This is a genomic window from Microbacterium sp. LMC-P-041 (assembly GCF_030209555.1).
GTDB lineage: Bacteria > Actinomycetota > Actinomycetes > Actinomycetales > Microbacteriaceae > Microbacterium.
In genome coordinates this window covers 14,447-29,710 of record NZ_JARVRV010000003.1, presented here as the reverse complement: position 1 = coordinate 29,710, position 15,264 = coordinate 14,447, and the positions used below count along the sequence as shown (strand labels likewise).

Annotated in this window: 16 protein-coding genes; 9 read left to right on the top strand and 7 right to left on the bottom strand. The window is 68.6% G+C overall.

The window, feature by feature from the left end; translation table 11 throughout:
• Window positions 1-27: 27 nt before the first annotated feature.
• Genes QRN21_RS05920 through QRN21_RS05905 form a run of 4 tightly spaced genes read left to right on the top strand, consistent with a single transcriptional unit; the run spans window position 28 to window position 4,493 of the window.
• Window positions 28-1,263 carry an aminotransferase class V-fold PLP-dependent enzyme gene (locus tag QRN21_RS05920; protein WP_285363401.1) on the top strand — a complete coding sequence of 412 codons (1,236 nt, stop codon included), beginning with the start codon at window positions 28-30 and terminating at the stop codon, window positions 1,261-1,263.
• A 60-nt stretch (window positions 1,264-1,323) separates the two neighbouring features.
• Window positions 1,324-2,637 (top strand): ABC transporter substrate-binding protein, encoded by a 1,314-nt coding sequence (locus QRN21_RS05915; protein ID WP_285363400.1) that lies wholly within the window; start codon window positions 1,324-1,326, stop codon window positions 2,635-2,637.
• 3 nt (window positions 2,638-2,640) lie between these two features.
• Window positions 2,641-3,591, top strand: a complete 951-nt coding sequence (locus QRN21_RS05910; protein WP_053097971.1) for a carbohydrate ABC transporter permease — start codon at window positions 2,641-2,643, stop codon at window positions 3,589-3,591.
• Window positions 3,588-4,493 (top strand): carbohydrate ABC transporter permease, encoded by a 906-nt coding sequence (locus QRN21_RS05905; protein WP_201778457.1) that lies wholly within the window; start codon window positions 3,588-3,590, stop codon window positions 4,491-4,493. Before QRN21_RS05910 ends, QRN21_RS05905 begins: the two co-directional genes overlap by 4 nt.
• A 62-nt stretch (window positions 4,494-4,555) precedes the next feature.
• Here the strand turns inward: QRN21_RS05905 and QRN21_RS05900 are convergent, their stop codons facing one another.
• The 3 genes from QRN21_RS05900 to QRN21_RS05890 all read right to left on the bottom strand — a co-directional run bounded on the left by QRN21_RS05900 (window position 4,556) and on the right by QRN21_RS05890 (window position 7,881).
• Window positions 4,556-5,569 carry an aldo/keto reductase family protein gene (locus tag QRN21_RS05900; RefSeq protein WP_053097972.1) on the bottom strand — a complete coding sequence of 338 codons (1,014 nt, stop codon included), beginning with the start codon at window positions 5,567-5,569 and terminating at the stop codon, window positions 4,556-4,558.
• Between the two features lie 39 nt (window positions 5,570-5,608).
• Window positions 5,609-7,237, bottom strand: coding sequence for a DUF4407 domain-containing protein (locus QRN21_RS05895; protein WP_285363399.1), 1,629 nt, complete (start codon window positions 7,235-7,237; stop codon window positions 5,609-5,611).
• Window positions 7,238-7,314: 77 nt separating this feature from the next.
• Complete coding sequence (locus QRN21_RS05890; RefSeq protein ID WP_285363398.1) at window positions 7,315-7,881, bottom strand: TetR/AcrR family transcriptional regulator; 567 nt, start codon at window positions 7,879-7,881, stop codon at window positions 7,315-7,317.
• Between the two features lie 66 nt (window positions 7,882-7,947).
• On the opposite strand from QRN21_RS05890, the gene QRN21_RS05885 reads away from it, so the two are divergent.
• Window positions 7,948-8,580 (top strand): NAD(P)H-dependent oxidoreductase, encoded by a 633-nt coding sequence (locus tag QRN21_RS05885; RefSeq protein WP_285363397.1) that lies wholly within the window; start codon window positions 7,948-7,950, stop codon window positions 8,578-8,580.
• Here the strand turns inward: QRN21_RS05885 and rlmN are convergent.
• Window positions 8,529-9,818 carry a dual-specificity RNA methyltransferase RlmN gene (gene rlmN, locus QRN21_RS05880; protein WP_171821948.1) on the bottom strand — a complete coding sequence of 430 codons (1,290 nt, stop codon included), beginning with the start codon at window positions 9,816-9,818 and terminating at the stop codon, window positions 8,529-8,531. The genes QRN21_RS05885 and rlmN overlap by 52 nt on opposite strands.
• A gap of 70 nt (window positions 9,819-9,888) precedes the next feature.
• On the opposite strand from rlmN, the gene QRN21_RS05875 reads away from it, so the two are divergent.
• The 3 genes from QRN21_RS05875 to QRN21_RS05865 are packed head-to-tail and all read left to right on the top strand — an operon-like array spanning window position 9,889 to window position 11,904.
• Window positions 9,889-10,443, top strand: coding sequence for a ribosomal protein L7/L12 (locus QRN21_RS05875; RefSeq protein ID WP_285363396.1), 555 nt, complete (start codon window positions 9,889-9,891; stop codon window positions 10,441-10,443).
• A gap of 56 nt (window positions 10,444-10,499) precedes the next feature.
• Window positions 10,500-11,138, top strand: coding sequence for a bifunctional 4-hydroxy-2-oxoglutarate aldolase/2-dehydro-3-deoxy-phosphogluconate aldolase (locus QRN21_RS05870; RefSeq protein WP_053097978.1), 639 nt, complete (start codon window positions 10,500-10,502; stop codon window positions 11,136-11,138).
• A gap of 16 nt (window positions 11,139-11,154) precedes the next feature.
• On the top strand, window positions 11,155-11,904 hold the full coding sequence (locus tag QRN21_RS05865; protein WP_285363395.1) for a sulfite exporter TauE/SafE family protein: 750 nt from the start codon (window positions 11,155-11,157) through the stop codon (window positions 11,902-11,904).
• A 27-nt stretch (window positions 11,905-11,931) separates the two neighbouring features.
• Here QRN21_RS05865 and QRN21_RS05860 read toward each other — a convergent pair whose 3' ends face one another.
• From QRN21_RS05860 to QRN21_RS05850, 3 genes are all read right to left on the bottom strand, one after another.
• Window positions 11,932-12,762: an SDR family oxidoreductase gene (locus QRN21_RS05860; protein ID WP_053097980.1), complete on the bottom strand. Its 831-nt coding sequence runs from the start codon at window positions 12,760-12,762 to the stop codon at window positions 11,932-11,934.
• 46 nt (window positions 12,763-12,808) lie between these two features.
• Window positions 12,809-13,570: an SDR family NAD(P)-dependent oxidoreductase gene (locus tag QRN21_RS05855; protein WP_285363394.1), complete on the bottom strand. Its 762-nt coding sequence runs from the start codon at window positions 13,568-13,570 to the stop codon at window positions 12,809-12,811.
• Between the two features lie 165 nt (window positions 13,571-13,735).
• A complete protein-coding gene (locus QRN21_RS05850) occupies window positions 13,736-14,392 on the bottom strand; it encodes a hypothetical protein (protein WP_285363393.1) in 657 nt (218 codons plus the stop codon).
• 139 nt (window positions 14,393-14,531) lie between these two features.
• Here QRN21_RS05850 and QRN21_RS05845 point away from each other — a divergent pair, with 139 nt between their 5' ends.
• Window positions 14,532-15,257 carry a phosphotransferase gene (locus QRN21_RS05845; protein ID WP_285363392.1) on the top strand — a complete coding sequence of 242 codons (726 nt, stop codon included), beginning with the start codon at window positions 14,532-14,534 and terminating at the stop codon, window positions 15,255-15,257.
• The last annotated feature ends 7 nt before the right edge of the window (window positions 15,258-15,264 follow it).

The following is a 15,264-nucleotide window of genomic DNA, read 5'->3' as shown; positions in this document are numbered from 1 at the left end:
ACTCCCCCACTGCACCGACGAGGACCGATGCCCGCACCACTCTTCCCCGCACCGCTCACGCTGAACTCCGGCATCCGAGCCCGTGATGCGTGGCCGCTCGATCCCGACGTGATCCACCTGAACCACGGCTCGTTCGGCGCGGTTCCCACGGCCGTCGTCGAGCAGCAGGATGCCCTGCGACGTCGTGCCGACCTCAGCCCGGTCGAGTGGTTCCCTCGCATCGCCGAGCGGGTGCGCGACGCTCGCGAGCGCACGGCTCCGTTCCTCGGCGCCCATGCCGAAGACAGCGTCTTCGTCCCGAACGCCTCCGCCGCCGCGACCGTCGTCTACAACGCCCTGCACCTCGAGCGCGGCGACGAGATCCTCGTCACCGACCAGGGCTACGGAGCGATCACCATGGGCGCGGAGCGCCTGGCCCGCCGCTTCGGAGCATCCGTCCGCGCCGTCGAGCTGCCGCTGCTCGCCTCCGACGACGAGGTCGTGCAGCGTTTCGCCGACGCACTCACTCCGGCCACCCGCCTGATCGTGGTCGACCAGATCACCTCGCCGACCGCGCGGATGCTGCCGACCCGGCGCATCGCCGAGCTCGCGGCCGAACGGGGCATCCGCACCCTCGTCGACGGCGCTCATGCTCCCGGTCTCGTCGCCGATGCCGCCGCGGTCGCCGGCGGCGACTGGTGGTTCGGCAACCTGCACAAGTGGCCCTGCGCCCCGCGCGGTTCCGCCCTGCTCGTCACCAACGCCCCCGATCGCGACGACCTGTGGCCGCTCATCGACTCGTGGGCGGCGAACGAGCCCTACCCCGAGCGCTTCGACACCCAGGGCACGATCGACGCGACGACCTATCTCGCCACCCCGGCGTCGATCGAGTTCATCGAGTCCGAGTTCGGGTGGCACAACGCCCGCCAGGCGATGGCGCAGATGGCGGATGCCGGGGCCGAGATCATCGCCGAGGGCCTGCGCCCCTACGGCGACGAAGACCCCCTCACTCCGTTGCCCTCGCCCGTGCCGTCGATGCGACTCGTGCGTCTGCCGCTCGGACTCGGCTCGACCCGCGAAGAGGCCGATGCCCTGCGCATGGACCTGCTCGACGAGACCGGCGTCGAGACCGCGTTCACCAGCTTCCGCGGCGTCGGCTACTTCCGCCTGTCGGCGCACCTCTACACAGAGGCGTCCGACTTCGAGGCCTTCGTCGAGCGCTGCATCCCGCAGATCCTCCGCCGTGCCGGCATCCGCACCGCCGACTCCATCATCGTCTCCTGACCCGACCCACCCCTCCACCCACCACCCGACCCACCACCATCACCAACTGAGAGGCACCTCGTGAAGAAGAACAGAATCTTGACGACCGCCGCGGGAATCGGCACCGTCGCCGCACTCGCGCTCACCGGCTGTTCCGCAGGCGGCGGCGAGTCCGCCGACGGCACCGTCACCCTGCAGATGGTCGAGAGCCTGACCAATCCAGCCCGCACCGACCTGCTGCGCGGACTCCTCGACGACTTCGAGAAGGAGAACCCCGACATCAAGGTCAAGCTCGTCTCGCCGCCCACCGAGCAGGCCGACGCGAAGATCCAGCAGATGCTGCAGTCGGGCAAGGGCGTCGACGTCCTCGAGGTCCGCGACATCACCGTCGGACCGTTCGCGAACAACGGCTGGCTGCACGACATCTCGCCCGACCTCGAGAAGTGGGACGGCTGGGATGCCCTCACCGACAACGCGCAGTCGGCGTCCGTGGCCGCAGACGGCAAGAGCTACTTCGTGCCGTACGGCTTCTACGGCCTCTCGCTGTTCTATCGCACCGACCTCGTCGAGGAGGCGGGCTTCGACGGCCCGCCGCACAGCTGGAAGGATCTGCTCGAGCAGGCCAGCGCCATCCAGGACCCCGCGAACAACATCTACGGCTACGCGTTCCGCGGTGGCCAGAACGCGAACAGCAATGTGGTCGCGGCTATCGAGGCCTACACGATCGACGGCCTCGACGTCGATGACGCCTTCCTGATGGAGGACGGGTCGACGATCTTCGCCGCTCCCGAGGCGCAGGAAGCCGTCGACGACTACTTCGACCTCTTCAAGGAGGCGTCGCCGCCGTCCGCCGTGTCGTGGGGCTACCCCGAGATGGTCGCCGGTTTCACCAACGGCACCACGGCGTTCCTGCTGCAGGACCCCGAGGTCATCGCGACCGTGCAGGACTCCTCTCTGACCGAGGATCAGTGGGACACCGCCCCGCTGCTCGTCGGGCCGTCGGGCAAGGCCGCGCAGCCGCTGGCCGTCGCCGGCTGGGGCGTCGCGGAGAACAGCGAGCACCAGGATGCCGCGGTCAAGCTCGTCGAGTTCCTCTCGTCGGCCGAGCCGGCCACCGAGTTCGCGCAGGCCAACAGCCTCGTGCCGATCATCTCCGAGGCAGCCGATGACGAGTTCTACTCCTCGGGCCCGTGGACGAGCTACGTCACGATGACCGAGGACCCCGAGACCTACGTCAACGTCAAGCAGCCTCGCGGCGTCAGCTGGTGGACCGAGTGGATCCAGAAGTCCGACCAGGACGTGCAGAACGTGCTGCTCGGCAACATGTCGACCACCGAGCTGCTCGAGTCGTGGGACACCTTCTGGACCGAGAAGTACGCTGCGGAAAAGGGCTGATCCGTGACCCGGACCACTCTCGAAGGGGGCTCCGTCGGCACCGCCGGCGGGGCCTCCCCGGCATCCCGCCGGCGCCGCCCCTTCCGTGGCCGCCACGCGCTGACGCTGCTGGCCTTCATGGCCCCGGCGATCGTGTTCGTGTGCTGGTTCACCTACTGGCCGATGCTGCAGGGCGCACGCATGGCCTTCCACGACTGGAACCTGTGGGATCTCACCTCCACCCCGTGGGTCGGTTTCGACAACTTCGTCACCGTCTTCCAGGACCCTGCCTTCCCGATCGTCGCCTGGAACTCCGTCCTGTGGGTCGTCGGCTCGCTCGTGCCTCAGCTCGTGATCGGCTTCCTGATCGCGCTCGCCCTGCGCAAGCGCTTCCGCTTCCGCGGCCTATACCAGGCGCTCGTGTTCTTCCCGTGGGCCGTCTCGGGCTTCCTGATCGGGATGCTGTTCCGCTGGATGTTCAACGCCGAGTTCGGCGTCGTGAACGACCTGCTCATGAAGGCCGGCCTGATCGACGCCCCGCTGCCCTGGCTGGCGGATCCGAAGCTCGCGATGTTCGCGGTCATCGTCGCCAACATCTGGTACGGCGTGACCTTCTTCGCGATCATGATCCTCGCGGCTCTGCAGTCCGTGCCCGATGAGATGCTCGAGGCCGCGAGCCTCGACGGCGCAGGCAAGGTCCGTCAGCTGTTCTCGATCATCATCCCGTACATCTCGATGACGCTGCTGCTGACGATCCTGCTGCGCATCATCTGGATCTTCAACTTCCCCGACATCATCTACGCGATGACCAACGGCGGGCCGGCGAACCAGACCCACATCATCACGACGTGGATGATCAACTACACGCAGCAGGGCAACTACGGCATCGCGAGCGCCATCGGACTCATCGTCGTCGCGTTCCTGTTCGTGTTCTGCGCGTTCTACCTCATGGCGATGCGGAGGGTCCAGCGATGACCATCACCGGAACCACGGTCACCGAGACCCGGCGTCTCACCGTCCCCGACATCGCGAAGGCACCGCGTCCGAAGCGCAAGGTCTCGGTCGGCGGCGTCGTGCGCGTCGTCGGTCTCGCCCTCTGGCTCGTCATCACGCTCTTCCCGCTGTACTGGATCGCGCTGACGTCGTTCAAGTCGCCGGGAACGATCAACTCCTTCCCGATCGAGTACTGGCCCAGCGAGCCGTCGCTCGACAACTACGTGAGCCTGTTCGAGCAGAGCTCGTTCGGGGTCTTCCTCGGCAACTCGGCTCTGGTGGCGACGATCGCGGGTGCGGTCGCGACGCTCATCGCTCTGCTCAGCGCCTATGTGATCGCGCGCTTCGAGTTCCGCGGCAAGGGGACGGTGCTGGTGGCGTTCCTGCTCACGCAGATGATCCCCGCGTTCATCGCGCTGGGCCCGCTGTACTCGATGATGACCGACCTGGGCCTCGTCGACACCAAGCCCGGCCTCATCCTCGTGTACATCGCGGTCTGCATCCCGTTCTCCACGGTCATGCTGCGCGGTTTCTTCGAGAACGTGCCGGACGCGCTCGAAGAGGCGGCGATGATCGACGGATGCTCGCGCTTCGGCGCGCTGTTCCGGGTGCTCGTGCCGGTGATGACCCCGGGCATCATCGCGGCCTTCATCTTCAACTTCGTCAACTGCTGGAACGAGCTGTTCCTGTCGGTCGTGCTGATGAACACCGACGAGAACCGCACCGTGCCGTCGGCGCTGAACGGGTTCATCTCGACCTTCAACATCGACTGGGGCTCGATGAGCGCCGCAGCCGTGCTGACGATCCTGCCGACCATGGTGATGTTCGCACTCGCGAGCCGCTGGATCGTGCAGGGCCTGACCGCCGGCGCCGTCAAGGAGTAGGCGCATCCGGACATGACGAAGGCCGCCGCCTCTCAGGGACGGCGGCCTTCGTCAAGCATCCGTCAGACCAGGCGGGCCTTCGGCGACACCGAGTACGTGGCCTCTGCATCGCGGTTGACCGTGTCGCCCAGTGCGGTGTCGATCGCCGCGAGCGTGTCGGCGTCGAGCGTCACGCCCGAGGCCTTGACCGTCTCGGCGAGCTGCTCGGGGCGCGAGGCCCCGACGAGAGCTGCGGCGACGTTCGGGTTCTGCAGCACCCAGGCGATCGCGAGCTGCGGCATCGACAGGCCGGCCTGCTCGGCGATCGGCTTGAGCTTCTGCACGGCGGTGAGGATGTCGTCCTGCAGGAACCCCTTGATGAAGTCGGAGCCGCTGTGCGGATCCGTCGCGCGGGAGCCCTCGGGAACCGGCTGACCCGGCAGGTACTTGCCCGACAGCACGCCCTGCGCCATCGGCGACCAGACGATCTGCGAGATGCCGAGCTCCTCCGATGCGGGCACGACCTTGCCCTCGATCACACGGTGCAGCATCGAGTACTGCGGCTGGTTCGAGATCAGCTGCACGCCGAGCTGCTTCGCGAGCGCATGCCCCTCGCGCAGCTGCTCGGCCGTCCACTCCGACACGCCGATGTAGAGGGCCTTGCCCTGGCGCACGACGTCGGCGAACGCCTGGAACGTCTCCTCCAGCGGGGTCTCGTAGTCGAAGCGGTGCGCCTGGTACAGGTCGACGTAGTCGGTGCCGAGGCGCGTCAGCGAGCCGTTGATCGATTCGAGGATGTGCTTGCGGCTCAGCCCGGTGTCGTTCGGACCCTTGGGGCCGGTCGGGAAGTAGACCTTCGTGAAGATCTCGAGACCCTCGCGGCGCTGACCCTCGAGCGCCTTGCCGAGCACGACCTCTGCCGCGGTGTTCGCGTAGGTGTCTGCGGTGTCGAATGTGGTGATGCCGGCGTCGAGCGCCGCGTGCACCGTCTTGACGGCGGCGTCGTCGCCGACCTGCGAAGCGTGCGTGACCCAGTTGCCGTAGGTGATCTCAGAGACCTTGAGACCGCTGTTGCCGAGATAGCGATAGTTGACCATGCCATAACGCTACCGGCCGTGGCAGACGCCGGGCCCGGATCAGACGCGCGGTTCGACCAGCTGCTCCTGCTCGGCGAGCGTCTGCGCCTGGGCGCGCTTCTCGGCGAGCTCGCGCTCCTGCGCCGCGTCACGCGCTTCGGCGGCCTGGGCGGCCTCCTTGCGCTCGGCGCGGGTCTGCGGCTCGCCTGATCCGGCATCCGCCTGGATCCCCTGCGACTGCACGGTGACGATCGCCGCGCGGTCGCGGAACCCCTCGGCGGTCACCTTGTCGAGCGCGACCTGCTTGCGGATCGCGACGGCCTTCTCGTAGAGCGACGGGTCGCCGTAGGAGGTGAGCACCTTCACGAGCACGGGCAGCAGCTCGATCATGAAGAACAGTGCGGCGATGAGGATGTGCGCCCACAGGATCGTCGGCTCCTTCTCGCTGAGCCTGTTCAGACCGCTGATCTGGCTGAGCAGACCGATCGCGCCGGCATTGCCGGATGCCACCGATTCGGCGCGCGCGTTGTACGCGGCGAGCGCGGTGTCATAGCTGTCGCGCGCGGCGGGCAGCTGAGACTGCGCCTCTTCACGGTTCTGCGACTCCGACGTGCTGGTGTTCTCCTTCGCGGCGGTGCCCGCGGCTGCCAGCTCTTCGTTGGCGGTGCGCAGCTGCGCGGCGAGCGCGTCGTAGGTCTGCTGCGCCTCGGCGAGCTGGGCCTGGGCGGCATCCGAGCTCGCGCCCTCTCCGTTCACGCCGGTGCAGCCGGGAACCGTGCCTGCACCTTCGCCGGTGAGCTCGCACTGGTAGAGGACGCGGGCCTGGTCGATCACGGCCTGCTGCTCGGTCATCTTGGCCGTGAGGTCGTCGACCGTGGCCTGCGCGGCCGATTCGGTCGCCGACGACGAGTCGGTGCCGGCGACGATTCCGGTCGCCGCTTGGTTCTCGAGCTCGGCGACGCGGTCGGATGCGGCGTCGAGCGCCTTCTTCTCGGGGCCGGTCTCGAGTGCATCCTGGTCGGCCTGCGCCTGGGTGATGTTCGTCGAGGCGACCTCGCGCGCGATGTCGTTATGGAAGATCTGCAGCACGAGCGGCTCGGCGACGACGAAGCCGATGATCGCGGCCATGATCACACGTGGGATCGCGAGGCCGATGAGCTTCCAGACGTTGCGGGTCGACGTCATGGTCGAGGTGAGGAAGCGATCGAGGTTGAAGATGATGAGCGCCCAGACGACCGCCAGCGGCACGGCCAGCCAGATCGCGGCCTGCACGCCCGTGGTCAGTGCGAACAGCATGGAGATCGCCGAGACCAGTGCGGTTCCGGCCAGCACGAAGAACATCTGCACGAAGCGCGGGGTCTCACCGGGGACGCGGTCGAGGATCTCGCCCTCGGCTCCGCCGAGGATGGCGAGCTTGCGCAGACGCGACCCCGGCACGCGCGGTGCGCGCTCGCGCGGCTGACGCCGGGGCTTGGGCTCACGCACGGGACGGGCGGATGCCGCGGCATCCTGCTCCTGCTCCGGCGCACCGGGCACCTCGGGTGCCTGCTGCGGTTCCGGCAGATCGGCGCCCGTGGGCTCGTACGCGCGCAGGAAGTCGAGGTCGTCCGTGTCAGCGTTCGGGTCGCTGTCGAGGATGATCCGACCCTGCGAATCGAACCGTCCTGGGCGGTGAGCGGAATAGGGCATTCCGACAATCTACGAAATGTCGCCTGTGGAAAACGTGCACGAACCCTGTGTTTCCGCCTCCGCGGGCCTCGTCAGGGTCAGCGCGGCAGCATGCGGACGAGCGCATCGGTGCTCGCGGCGAGTGCGTCGTCGAGCGAGAAATGCCCGGCGGCGCACAGCGTTCCGAGTCCGTGCACGAGGCCCCACACTCCGGTGACGCTCTGCGCGTCGAGGCCCGCGGCCACGGACGCCTCCGACAGCAGCTGCTCGAGCTCATCGATCAGGGGGGCCATGGTCTCGCTCGGCTCACCGGGGATGCACACCGTCGGGTCGTAGATCACGTCGAAGCCGTGCGGGTGCTCGACCGCGTAGCGGATGTACGCGGCACCGCCTTCGATCACGGCGGATGCGGAGTCCGGCGCCTCCTCGATCCCGCCGCGCACCGCGTCCACCAGGTCGGCCATGCTGCGCTCGGCGAGGACCTTGAGCAGACCGCGCCGGTCGGAGAAGTGGTGGTACGGGGCGTTATGGCTCACGTCGGCGGCGCGGGCGACCTCGCGCAGGCTGATCTCCCCCGCGGGCTTCTCGGCGAGCAGCTGCATCGCCGCCGCCTCGAGGGCGTGGGCGAGGTCACCGTGGTGATAGCCGGATCGGGAACTTGACACAAGCAACATTGTTGCTTATCTTGACAGTGTCCACCATTGCTTGACACTGTCAACATAGGAGCGCACATGTCATCCGCACTGATCATCGACGGCCACCCCGATGCCGGATCCCTCACCGCAGAACTGGCCCGACGCTATGCCGCCGCGCATGGCGACGCCCGTGTCCTCGCTCTGCGCGATCTCGACTTCGATCCGTCGCTGCGCTTCGGCTACCGCCGGCGCATGCAGTTCGAGCCCGACCTGATCGACGCGAAGCGCGCACTGGCCGAAGCGCGGACGGTCGTGGTGTTCACCCCGCTCTGGTGGGGGTCGGTGCCGGCGTTGCTGAAGGGCTTCTTCGATCGGGCCCTGCTGCCGCAGCAGGAGTACCGGTACTCGAAGCTCGGGATGCCCGAAGGCCTGTTGACGGCGGCGAACGGACGCCTGTTCCTGCTGGCGGACACCCCGTGGTTCCTCACGCCCTTCACCGGGCTCCCCGCACAGACGCACGTCGCCCGCGGGACGATGAGGTTCTGCGGCATCCGCTCGGTGCGCACCACGCGGATGCTGGGCGTCAAGGACGCGAGCCCTGCGCGCATCGAGTCGTGGCTGTCGCGCGCCGAGATTCTCGGTCGCCGCGACGGCCTTCGCGATCGCGGCACCGGCCCTCAGGCCATGGCGGCGGAGGCAGCCTCGTCTTCGGTCGTCGCGACGAGCTGACCGCACGCACCGTCGATCTCCTTGCCGCGAGTGTCGCGGAGGGTCGTCGGGATGCCTGCGTCGTTGAGGCGGCGCACGAACTCGTTCTGCACCGAGGGCTCGGACGACGTCCAGATCGAGCCGGGCGTCGGGTTCAGCGGGATCGGGTTGACGTGCACCCAGCCGCGGCCGCGCTCGTTGAGCTTGTCGGCGAGCAGGTCGGCGCGCCAGGCGTGGTCGTTCATGTCCTTGATCAGCGCGTACTCGATCGAGACACGGCGGCCGGTCTTGGCGTAGTAGTCGTAGGCGGCGTCGAGCGCCTCGTCGACCTTCCAGCGCGAGTTCACCGGGATGAGCTCGTCACGCAGGTGGTCATCCGGTGCGTGCAGCGACAGCGCGAAGGTGACGGGGATGCCCTCGTCGGCGAGCTTCTTGATGGCCGGCACGAGTCCGACCGTCGACACCGTGATGCCGCGCGCGCTCATGCCCAGGCCGTCGGGCTGGGGCGCGACCATCGAGCGCACCGCGTCCATCACGCGCTTGTAGTTGGCGAGCGGCTCACCCATGCCCATGAAGACGATGTTCGACACGCGCTCCATCGAGTGGTCATCAGCCTTCTTGCCGCCGAGACCGCCCTCGGCGATCAGGCGGTTGGCGCGGACGATCTGCTCGATGATCTCGGCGGTCGACATGTTGCGGGTGAGGCCCGCCTGGCCGGTGGCGCAGAACGGGCAGTTCATGCCGCACCCGGCCTGCGACGAGACGCACAGGGTGATGCGGCCCGGGTAGCGCATGAGCACCGACTCGACCAGCGCGCCGTCGTGCAGACGCCAGAGGAACTTGATCGTGTCGCCGCGGTCGGTCTCCAGGCGGCGCACCTCGGTGAGCAGCGGCGGCAGCATGCCGGCGACGAGCTGCTCCCGGGTGTCGGCCGGAAGATCCGTCATCTCCGCAGCATCCGACGTGTAGTGCCGGAAGTAGTGGGTCGAGAGCTGCTTCGCGCGGAAGCCGGGCAGGCCGAGCTCCTTGACCTTCTCGACGCGCTCGGCGGGCGTGAGGTCGGCGAGATGCACCGGCGGCTTGCCGCGCTTCGGGCTCGCGAACTGCAGCAGCGGCCGCCCCTCGGCATCCTTCTGCTGCGTCCACCCCTCGGTCGCAGGACGCACCTGCGGGGTGCCGGTCGAGCGGACTGCCCCCGAACGGGACGACGCGGGTGCCGTGGCGGGGCGCGTCTCGCGCGTGCGGGGAGTCTCGGTCATACCTCCAGGGTACGCGGTGCCGGGTGGGAAGCGCCTGGGGCGCCGGCCCCGGCGTCCCTAGACTGACCCCATGGACATCATCATCGCTGTCGGCGCGGTCATCGCAGCTGTTGTCGTGGGCGTGGTGATCATCGGCGCCGCCCTGCGATCGATGCGCCCGAAGGCACCGGAGCCGCACGTGTTCACCCCGTCGCCGACGATGGCCCGATCCGTGGCATCCGCTTCGACGTCGACCGCCTCGGCATCGCAGCTGACGCCTGCGGCGATCGCCGAGATCGATCGTCTCGTCGCCGCCGGGCAGAAGATCCACGCGATGAAGCTCTACCGGCAGCACACGGGCGTGCGCCTGCAGGAGGCCAAGGACCGGATCGACCACTGGTCCGTCAGCACCACGGCACCGCACCTCGCGGCCGTCTCGAACGCCTCGGCCGCCCACTCGTCGATCACGGCGACGCCGTCGTCGGTGCGGGGCGCGCTGCCGGCATCCGTCGCCTCCGAGGTCGACCGGCTCATCGCCGCCGAGCAGAAGATCCAGGCGATCAAGCTGGTCAGAGAGCACACCGGGCTCGGCCTCAAGCAGGCGAAGGACGTCGTCGAGGCCTGGCCACACCCGCGCCACTTGTAGTTACAGGCTGCGGTCGGGGAGAATGGAGCCGATCCCCCATCGAAGGAGTCTTCGCCATGCCCGACCGCCTCTCCCGCGCCCGTTCCACCGGCGTCCTCGCCGTCTTGCGCGCACCCTCGCCCGAGCTCGCACTCGAGGCGTCCGAGGCGATCATCCGCGGTGGCGTGACCGGCATCGAGGTCACTTTCTCGACCCCCGATGCCCCCGCGGTGATCCGCGAACTCATCGCGCGCCACGGCGACGCGGCCTACATCGGCGCGGGCACAGTGACGACTGCCGAGCAGGCCGCCCTCGCCGCCGATGCCGGTGCGGAGTTCCTCGTCAGCCCCGGAACCCTGCCCGCTCTGACCCGAGCGATGCTCGAGACCGGCCGCGTCGTCATGACAGGTGCCATGACCCCGACCGAGGTCATGGGCGCGCTCGAGCTCGGCGTCGACGTGGTCAAGATCTTCCCCGCGTCCCTCGGCGGGCCCTCGTACCTCGGCGCGCTGCGCGGACCGTTCCCGGATGCTCCGCTGATGCCGACCGGAGGCGTCAGCCCCGACAACCTCGCCGACTGGTTCCGCGCCGGAGCCGTGGCGGTCGGAGCGGGCGGCGACCTCGCGAACGGCGCCTCGCTCGCTGCATCCGACTGGGCCGACATCGAACAGCGCTCGGCCCGCTTCGCCGCGGCGCTCGCTGCGACCCGCAGCTGAGTCGGCCGATGACCCGGTGATCGAACTCGCACCCCTCGCCTGGGCGGCGCTCGGCCTCGCCGCCGTCACGATCGGCATCTCGAAGACCGCGCTCCCCGGCGGCAGCATCCTGGCCATCGCACTGTTCGCTACCGTGCTCCCCGCGCGCACGTCGACCGCCGCCATGCTCCTGCTGCTCATCGTCGGCGACGTGTTCGCGTTGATCACCTATCGCCGCCACGCGCACTGGCCGACGCTGCTGCGCCTCGCGCCCGCCGTGCTCGCAGGGCTGCTGGCCGGCTTCGCGTTCCTCGCGCTCGCGGGCGACGGCATCGTGCGTCGGGCGATCGGCGTGATCCTGCTGGCGATGATCGCAGTCACCCTGTGGCGGCGATGGCGGCAGGACCGGGCGGATGCCGCGTCGCCCACACCGGGAGGCATCGTGCTCTCGGGCGTCTACGGCACTCTCGGGGGCTTCACGACCATGGTCGCCAATGCGGGCGGACCCGTGATGTCGATGTACTTCCTCGCCACCCGCACGCCCGTGCAGGTGTTCCTCGGCACCTCGGCCTGGTTCTTCGCGATCATCAACCTCGTGAAGATCCCGTTCCTCGCGGGCCTCGGCCTCTTCGAGGGCCACGTGCTGCTCATGGATGCCGTGCTCGCGCCGCTCGTGGTGCTCGGCGCTCTGGGCGGCATCCGCCTCGCGAAGCGCATGAACCAGGTGCTGTTCGACCGCATCGTGATCGTGCTGACGATCGCCGGCGCCGTCTACCTGCTGTTCTGAGCGCCTGCTCCCCGCAGCAGAACCGCCTCAGTCGAGGAAGATATCGGGGAACAGCCGGTCGTCGGGAGTGCCGGGGACGGCGGCGTAATGCGAGAAGTCGGTCACGCCGTCGGCCTCGAGCACGTCCTCGACGATCAGGGTCTGACCCGTGTACTCGGCCGCGGGCTTGAGCAGCACCGCGTAGGCGGCGTCGGCGTAGATGTCGGGCGTGCGGCTCGCCGCCATGACCTTGTCGCCGCCGAGCAGGTTCTGCACCGCGGCGGTGGCGATGGTGGTGCGCGGCCACAGGGTGTTGGCGGCGATGCCGTCGCGGGCGAACTCCGCGGCAAGGCCGAGCGTGACCATCGTCATGCCGAACTTCGCGAGCGTGTATCCGGTATGCGCACCGAGCCACTTCGGCGTCGGGTTCAGGGGTGGCGACAGCGACAGGATGTGGGGGTTCTCGGCGTCCTTCAGGATCGGCACCGCCGCGCGCGAGAGCATGAACGTGCCGCGGACGTTCACGTCCTGCATCAGGTCGTACTTCTTCGCGCCGAGGTCGAGCGAGCGCGAGAGGTCGATGACGCTGGCGTTGTTGATGACGATGTCGATGCCGCCGAACTCGCCCTGCGTCTTGAGCACGGCCTCGGTGATGTCGTCGTCGTCGCGCACGTCCCCGACGATCGGCAGCGCCTGACCGCCCGCCGCCCTGATCTGGTCGGCGGCCGTGTGCACCGTTCCCTCGAGCTTCGGATGCGGGGTGTCGGTCTTCGCCAGCATCGCGATGTTCGCGCCGTCAGCCGCGGCACGCAGCGCGATCGCGAGTCCGATGCCGCGGCTGCCGCCGGACATCAGGATGGTCTTGCCTGCCAGTGACATGGATTCTCCTTGGAGCGTCGGGGCTTCGGGACTTCGGGGTTCGGGCTTACTTCGGTGCCATGCGGATCGCGCCGTCGAGGCGGATCGTCTCGCCGTTGAGGTAGCCGTTCTCGACGATCTGCTGCACGAGAGAGGCGTACTCGTCGGGGCGTCCGAGACGCGAGGGGAACGGCACCTGCTGGCCCAGCGAGTCCTGCGCCGCCTGCGGCAGGCCCATCAGCATCGGGGTCTCCATGATGCCGGGAGCGATCGTGCAGACGCGGATGCCGTAACGAGCGAGCTCGCGAGCGACGGGAAGCGTCATGGCGTGCACGCCGCCCTTCGAGGCCGAGTATGCCGGCTGGCCGATCTGCCCGTCGAAAGCGGCCACGCTCGCGGTGTTCACGATGACACCACGGTCGCCGGTGTCGGTCGCGTCGTTCTTCGCGATCACGGCGGAGGCCTGCGACAGGACATTGAAGGTGCCGACGAGGTTGATGCGGACGATGCGCTCGAAGTCGGCGAGCACGGCCGGGTTGCCCTCGCGGTCGAGCACCTTCGCCGGCGGGGCGATGCCCGCGCAGTTGACGACGATCCGCAGCGGAGCGGCGGCCTGCGCTGCGGCCACGGCGGCAGCGGCATCCTCAGCGCTCGTGACGTCTCCGCCCGAGAACACCCCGCCGAGGTCGGACGCGATCTCGGCACCGGCCGACGAGGGCAGGTCGAGGATGGTGACGACGGCGCCGGCGGCGGCGAGCGTCCGCGCGGTGGCGAGGCCCAGACCGGACGCACCGCCGGTGATGAGAGCACTCAAGCCCTGGATCTGCATGCGGTTCTCCTTCGAAACGTGTGCGACTCAGTGTCAGTTTAGCTGATTCCGAGTTTCAGGTGACACATAGCGAAAGCCCCGCGACGGTGTCGACCCGAGCCTACGCCGCGCACGTCGAAGGGGCGGGGCCATGACGGCCCCGCCCCTCCGGAGTGACTCGCGAGATCAGACCTGGATCTGCGCGGCGATGCCCTTCAGCTTGTGGCGTGCGAGCGCGAGGTTCGCCGACGCACTGTTGAGCACGAGGTAGATGAAGAGCCCGCTCGCACCGGTCGTGTTGAGCACGTTGATCAGGTGATACTGCGAGCTCAGGGTGATGAGGATGTCGTCGATCTCATCCGTGATGCCGAGGTCGCGCATCGTCGCCAGCTTGGCGCGCACGACGTTCGAGTTGCCCGCGGCGGCGATCCCCAGGTCGAATGAGGGGTTGCCGCCCTGGGCGAGTGCCATTCCGCTGCCGTAGTCGACGATCGCGGCGCCGGTGGCGCCCTCGATGGCCAGCAGCTGCTGCAGGGCGTCGTCAAGTGAACTCATGTTGTACTGCTCCTCTGTGGTGGTGCGTGTGCTCTCGACGCCGGCGTCAGGTGCCTGTGCGGATGCCGGAACGTCGCCGCTCCAGATCCACTCGACGAACTGGTCGAGATCCCGTTCGCCGGATTCCTGCGACGAGATCGCCGGAGCCTTCGGCAGCCCGACCGCGGTAGCGTGAGCGGCATCGGAATCGGCACCGGGTGCGACCTCGGGAGCCGCGGATGCGGACGAGGAGGCATCGGCATCGCTGCCCTGCCGCCGCCACCACTGTGACCGGGACGAAACGCGCACGAAGACCTCTGATGTGTCGAGTCGGATGGATGATGCGGCCGCCGACGGCGACCGCGACTGAGACTAACCGCGTCCCGCCGCCTGGAGCCGGAAAAATACACGCATACCGATATACGTTCGAACATGAGATGAGCGCCCCATGAGCATCCCCTCCACGACGACGGAGATCCCGCCGATCGTGCGGTCACTGGCCGCGGGCGCCACGCTCACGCCGGTATGGCTGAACGGCATCGGCGGGCTCACCTTTCGCACCGACGACGGGCGCTACATCAAGTGGGGCCCGCATGACGCCGAGGCGAACATGCGGGACGAAGCGGAGCGGATGCGGTGGGCGCGGCGTTGGATCGCGGTTCCCGAGGTGATCGATCAGGGTGAGGACGCCACGCACGAGTGGCTCGTCACGGCTGCGCTCCCGGGCCGCAGCGCTGTGGACCCCCGATGGATCGACGACCCCGAGACCGCCGTACGCGCGGTCGGAACCGCGCTGCGCGCGATGCACGACTCGCTGCCCGTCGAGCAGTGCCCCTGGACCTGGAGCCCCGCATGGAGGATCGCGAACGCGGTCGAGCGCGGCGTCACGGTGCCGGCCGACCTGCACGAGCCGCCACCGGTCGAGAAGCTGGTGGTCTGCCACGGCGACGCGTGCATGCCGAACACGCTGCTCGACGACGACGGCCGCCCGATCGCGCACGTCGACCTCGCCGCGCTCGGCGCAGCCGACCGCTGGTCGGACATCGCCGTCGCCTCGATGAGCACGACGTGGAACTTCGGTGCGGGGTGGGAGGACACGCTCATCGAGGCGTATGGCGTCGCGCCCGACCGGGATCGGCTCGAGTACTACCGCCGACTCTGGAACGAGACCTGAGACTCGA